The 5,838-nt window shown below is 69.9% G+C and carries 6 protein-coding genes; 4 read left to right on the forward strand and 2 right to left on the reverse strand.

Annotated elements, in window-relative coordinates; translation table 11 throughout:
- Positions 1–94: 94 nt before the first annotated feature.
- On the reverse strand, positions 95–811 hold the full coding sequence (locus VGV06_17790; protein HEV2056997.1) for an ABC transporter ATP-binding protein: 717 nt from the start codon (positions 809–811) through the stop codon (positions 95–97).
- Positions 808–1,554, reverse strand: coding sequence for an ABC transporter ATP-binding protein (locus VGV06_17795; GenBank protein HEV2056998.1), 747 nt, complete (start codon positions 1,552–1,554; stop codon positions 808–810). Before VGV06_17795 ends, VGV06_17790 begins: the two co-directional genes overlap by 4 nt.
- Positions 1,555–1,617: 63 nt before the next feature.
- Between VGV06_17795 and VGV06_17800 the strand changes: the two genes are divergently transcribed.
- The 4 genes from VGV06_17800 to VGV06_17815 all read left to right on the forward strand — a co-directional run.
- Positions 1,618–2,472, forward strand: a complete 855-nt coding sequence (locus VGV06_17800) for a xanthine dehydrogenase family protein subunit M (GenBank protein ID HEV2056999.1) — start codon at positions 1,618–1,620, stop codon at positions 2,470–2,472.
- 1 nt (position 2,473) lies between these two features.
- A complete protein-coding gene (locus VGV06_17805) occupies positions 2,474–2,953 on the forward strand; it encodes a (2Fe-2S)-binding protein (GenBank protein ID HEV2057000.1) in 480 nt (159 codons plus the stop codon).
- Entirely contained in the window at positions 2,950–5,313 is a 2,364-nt protein-coding gene (locus VGV06_17810) for a xanthine dehydrogenase family protein molybdopterin-binding subunit (GenBank protein ID HEV2057001.1), read from the forward strand. The genes VGV06_17805 and VGV06_17810 overlap by 4 nt, the downstream gene beginning before the upstream one ends.
- Positions 5,314–5,343: 30 nt before the next feature.
- Positions 5,344–5,838 (forward strand): ABC transporter substrate-binding protein (locus VGV06_17815; protein HEV2057002.1); only part of this gene is annotated, 495 nt, incomplete at its 3' end.

Genomic DNA, 5,838 nt, shown 5'->3' on the forward strand with positions numbered 1-5,838 from the left:
GCTGCGAGAGAGCATTGGCGCCGGCGTGGAGGTTGTCAGATGAGGTCAACCTCGAAGATCAGGCAGTTCGATGTCGGTGATTGCGGGCCCCCGGCTACACACCCAGGAAGCGCTGCTGGATCTCCGGGTCTGCGCGGAGGGCGTCAGGCGTGCCCTCGAACTGGATGCGCCCCTGGTCCATGACGTAGAGGCGGTGCGAGAGCGCCAGCGCCACTTCGAGCATCTGCTCCACCAAGAGGATAGTTGTGCCGCGCCGGTTGATCTCGCCCAGGATCTCCGTGAGGCTCTCGACGAGGAGCGGGGAGAGGCCTTCTGTGGGCTCGTCCACCAGCATGAGCTTGGGGCGGGCGACGAGCCCGCGAGCGATCGCCAGCATCTGCTGCTCGCCGCCCGAGAGCGACTTGCCCTTCTGCTCGTAGCGCTCGCGAAGCCGCGGGAAGTAGGTCAGCACCTCCTCGACGGCCGCGCCGTTGTCGACCTGCGCGCCGCGGGCGGCGCCCAGCATGCCGAGCCTGAGGTTCTCGGCCACGCTCAGGTTGGGCAGGATGCGGCGCTCTTCCGGCACGTAGGCGATGCCCGCCCGCGCCACCTCGTGGGTGGGCAGTTTCGTGAGCTCGCGGCCGTCGAAGCTGATCCGCCCCCCGCGTGGAGGGACCAGACCCATGATGCTCTTGAGGGTAGTCGTCTTGCCCGCGCCGTTCCGGCCGATGAGCGTCACGACCTCGCCCGCGCCGACATTGAGCGACACGCCCTGGAGGATGTGCGCCTCGCCGTAGTAGGCATGCAGGTCCTCGAGGGCGAGGAGCGTCACTTGGCGGCGCCCAGGTAGGTCTGCTGCACGCGCAGGTTGGCGCGGATCTCGGCGGGGCTGCCCTCGGCCAGCACCTGGCCCTGGTGCAGCACGGTGATGCGGTCGGAGATGTTCATGACGACCTTCATCTTGTGCTCGATCAAAATCACGGTGCGCCCCTCGGCGATGCGGCGGATCAGGCGGATGGTCTCGTCGGTCTCCTCCGGGCTCATGCCGGCCGTGGGCTCGTCGAGCAGGAGGAGCGTCGGGTCGGTCGAGAGCGCGATGCCGAGCTCGAGGTGGCGCTGCTCGCCGTGAGAGAGATGGGCGGCGAGGAGCGTCCGCTTGTCCCAGAGGCCGACCTGCTTCAGGATGGCACCGGCCTTGTCGCGGATGCCGGTGAGCGCGACGGCGCGTCCCCAGAAGTTGAACGAGAGGCGGTACGTCTGCGCGGCGACGCGGACATTTTCGAGCACCGAGAGATGCGGGAAGATGTTGGTGATCTGGTACGACTTGGCGACGCCGAGGCGCGAGACGCGGTGCTGCGGCAGGCCGGTGATCTCCCGGCCGTCGAACCAGATTCGGCCGGCGGAGGGCGCCATCTCGCCCGAGATCAGTCGGAAGAAGGTCGTCTTGCCCGCGCCGTTCGGGCCGATGATCGAGCGCAGCTCGCCGCGCTCGACTTCGAAGTCCACCTGCGCCACGGCCATGAGGCTGCCGAAGCTTCGGGTCAGGCGCTCGGTGCGAACGATGGGAGAGGCCATGGCGGGGGAGCCGAGCCGTAACATAGCAGGGCGCTGTTTCGAGCGTCAAGGTAGGATTCCCGCGTGAAGCCCGTCCCGTTCGCCTATCACCGGCCCGCCTCTCTCGACGAGGCCCTGGCGCTGATGGAGCGCTACGGCGCCGACGGCCGCGTCCTGGCTGGCGGCCAGAGCCTGGTGCCCGCCCTCAACATGCGTCTCGCCGCACCCGCCGCGCTCATCGACATCAACCGTCTGCCCGGGCTCGACGGGATCAGCCTGGAGCCGGAGGGGCTCGTCATCGGCGCGCTGGCGCGGCACGAGGCCGTGGAGGCCTCGCCGCTCGTCGCCCGGCATGCGCCGCTGATTGCCCAGGCGATGCCTCACGTCGGCCACCGTGCGATCAGAACTCGAGGCACCGTCGGCGGCACCGTCGCGCTCGCCGATCCGGCGGCCGAGCTGCCGGCCTGTCTCGTCGCCCTCGACGCGATCGTCCGTGTGACAGGGCGGGGGAGCCGGCGCGACATTCCGGTGCAGCGCTTCTTCCGCGGCATCTATACGACGGACCTCGCGCCGGGCGAGATCGTGACGGCCGTCGTGGCGCTGCCCATCGGGCCCGGCTGGCGCTCCCGCTTCACCGAGCTGGCCCGGCGCCACGGCGACTACGCCCTGGTCGGCCTCGCCGCCCACTGTCGCGTCGAGGGCGGGGTCATCAGGGAGGCGCGGCTGGCGTTTTGCGGCGTCGGCGCGACGCCCGTCCGCGCCTCGCGCGCGGAGGCCACGCTCTCTGGCCGCCGCCCCGATGCCGACGTCGTGGCGGAGGCGGGCCGCGCCCTCGATGCCGACCTCGACCCTCCGGGCGATGTCCACGCGAGTCCCGCGCTGAGACGTCATCTTGCCCGCGTGCTGCTCGCCCGTGCCGTGGCGCAGATTGTTACCTGACATGGACCTGGCGATTCAGATTTCGCTGACGGTGAACGGCGTGGCGGTGAGCCGGCGCGTCGAGCCGCGGCAGAGCCTGGTGGACTTCCTCCGCTACGGCCTCGAGCTGACGGGCTCTCACGTGGGCTGCGAGCACGGCGTCTGCGGCGCCTGCACGGTGCGGGTGGACGGGGCCATCGCGCGCGGGTGCCTCATGCTGGCGGTCCAGTGCGACGGCTGCCGCGTCGAGACCATCGAGGGCGTCGCCGGCACGGGCGAGGTCTTCGATCTCCAGCAGGCCTTCGCGCAGGAGAACGCGCTCCAGTGCGGCTTCTGCACCCCGGGCATGCTGCTGACGGCTCAGGACCTGCTCGCGCGCAAGCCGGCAGCGAGCGCGCAGGAGATTCGCGAGGCGCTCTCGGGCAATTACTGCCGCTGCACCGGGTATCACGCCATCGTCGAGGCGGTGCGGAAGACGGCCGAGGCGCGCGGGCGCGCATGAGTCGGATCGAGAAGGGCCGGAGCTACATCGGCGAGAGCGTGGTCAGGCCGCAGACCGCGCGGCTTCTGGCAGGGCGCGGTGTTTTCACGGACGACGTGGTGCTGCCGCGGATGCTCCACGTCGCCTTCGTCCGGAGCCCTCACGCCCACGCGCGCATGCTGTCCATCGACTCCACCGAGGCACGGACCCTGCCCGGAGTCGTCGCCGTCGTCACGGGTGAGGAGATGGCGCCAGTCTGCTCGGGCTGGGTCGGCACCCTCGCCCACTTCCAAGGGATGAAGTCCGCCATGCAACGGCCGCTCGCCGTCGGCAAGGCCTCGTGGCAGGGCGAGCCGGTGGCCGCCGTCGTGGCGGAGAGCCGCGCCATCGCCGAGGACGGCGTCTCGCGGGTACGCGTGGAGTGGGAGCCTCTGCCGGCCGTGACGGACCCCGAGACCGCGCTCGACCCGTCGACGCCGGTGATCCACCCGGAGCTCGGCGACAACCTCGCCTTCAAGCTCGAGCTCAAGTCGGGGGATGCGGACGCAGCCTTCAAGAGCGCCGACGCCGTGCTCACCGAGACCTTCACCATGGGGCGGCACACGGGCGTCACGCTCGAGGCGCGCGCCATCCTGGCCGACTTCGACCCGTCGGAGCGGCGGCTGACCGTGTATCACTCTTTCCAGTCGCCCAACATGATGCAGGATATCCTGGCGCGCCACCTGGGGCTGCCCGAGCAGGACGTCCGCGTCATCTGCAAGGACGTGGGCGGGAGCTTCGGCATCAAGGTGCACATCTACCCGGATGAGATGGCGACCTGCACGCTCAGCGTGATGCTCGGCCGCCCGGTCAAGTTCACGGCCGACCGCCTCGAGTCCTTCGTGAGCGACATCCACGCGCGTGAGCACCGCGTGAAGGCCGAGCTGGCCGTCAAGCGCGACGGGACCATTCTTGGCATGCGCGTGGACGACCTAAGCGGCATCGGCCCGTACTCCGTCTACCCGCGCACGAGCGCCGTCGAGGGCAACCAGACGATTCGCCTCACGCCGGGCGTCTATCGCTTCCGCGATTATTCCGCGCGGCTCAGCGTGGTCTTCCAGAACAAGACGCCCATGTGTCAGTACCGCGCCGTCGGCCACCCGATCGCCTTCGCGGTGATGGAGGCCATGGTTGACCGTGCCGCCCGGGAGTTGAACCTCGACCCCGTCGAGGTGAGGCGGAAGAACTACGTCACCGCAGAGATGTACCCGCACACCTCGCAAACGGGCTACTTCTTCGAGCGCCTGTCACACGAGGAGGCGCTCGACAAGCTGCTCGAGATCTCCGACTACCGCGCGCTCTGCGCCGAGCGCGACGCGCGCCGCGCGCACAGGGTCTACCGCGGGCTCGGGCTCTGCGCCTTCATCGAGCTGACCACGCCGGGCCCGGCCTTCTACGGCGTGGGTGGCGCCCGCATCTCATCGCAGGACGGGTGCACGATCAAGCTCGAGCCGTCGGGCAAGCTCACCTGCATGACCGGAGTGACGGAGCAGGGGCAGGGGACGGACACGATGATCGCGCAGGTGGTGGCGAGCGCGGTGGGCGTCGCGATGGAGGACGTGCGCGTGCTGACGGGCGACACCATGGTCTCGCCCTACGGCGGCGGCACCTGGGCCTCGCGCGGCGCCGGCATCGGCGGCGAGGCGGCGCTCCAGACGGGCAAGGCCATCCGCGCCAACATCCTGAAGGTCGCGGCGGCAATCCTCCAGTGCGAGCCGGAGGACCTCGACATCAGGCTCGGGAAGATCGTGGACGCGCTGACGGGTGAAGTCAGGCTCGATCTCGCCGAGCTGGGCCGCGTCGCCTACTTCCGTCCCGACACGCTCCCGAAGGACTTCCAGTCCGAGCTGACAGTGACGCGCCACTATGTGCCGCGCCACCAGGGCTTCGCCTTCACCAACGGTATCCAGCTCTCCCACGTCGAGGTGGATGTCGAGACAGGCTTCGTGCGGCTGCTCAAGCACTGGTGCGTGGAGGACTGCGGGCGCATCATCAACCCGCGTTTGGTAGACGAGCAGATCCGCGGCGCCATCGTCCAGGGCATCGGCGCCGCGCTCTATGAGCACCTGGTCTACGACGAGCAGGGGCAATTGCTGACCGGCACCATGATGGACTACCTCGTGCCCATGGCCGCCGAGATGCCCGAGATCGTGGTCGGCCACGTCGAGACGCCGACGGCCTACGCGGAGGGCGGCTTCAAGGGCGCCGGAGAGGCGGGCACGGCGGGGGCGCCGGGGGCCGTGCTCAACGCCGTCAACGACGCTCTCGCCCCGTTCGGAGCGCGCGTGACCTCCCAGCCCATTACCCCCGAGGTCGTGCTGAAGGCGTTGGGCGCGCTTTAGAACGGCTGCGCCGGGCGAAGGGAGACCTTCATGAGCCTGCGTCCCATGACCGTGCTGATGCCGTTCTACACGCCGTTCTACGCGCCGCTCGCGGCGGGCGCGGCGCTGGGGCACTTCCGCGAGGAGGGGCTCGACGTCAGGTGGCAGACGGCGGCCGCCTTCGGGAAGAGCACGGTCCAGGCCCTGCTCGACGGCAGTATCGAGATCACGCTGGGCGGTCTGATGCGGAGCTTCGATCTGGCGGACCGCGAGGACCGGGTCCTCCCGCACTTCGCCGAGGTTTGCAGCCGGAGCGGCTTCTTCCTCCTGGGCCGCGCGCCGATGCCGGGGTTCCGCTGGTCCGATCTTGTCGGGAAGACCGTCATCGGGTTCGCCGAGGCGCCCACGCCCTGGCAGTGCATGCTGATGGTGCTGCGGCGGAACGGCGTGGATGCGGCCGCCGTGCGCATCGAGCGTGAGCGCCACGTGCCGGAGGCGCTCGCGGCCTTCCGCGACGGGCACGGCGACTTCCTCGAGCAGACGCAG

This window comes from Candidatus Methylomirabilota bacterium, assembly GCA_035936835.1.
GTDB lineage: Bacteria > Methylomirabilota > Methylomirabilia > Rokubacteriales > CSP1-6 > AR37.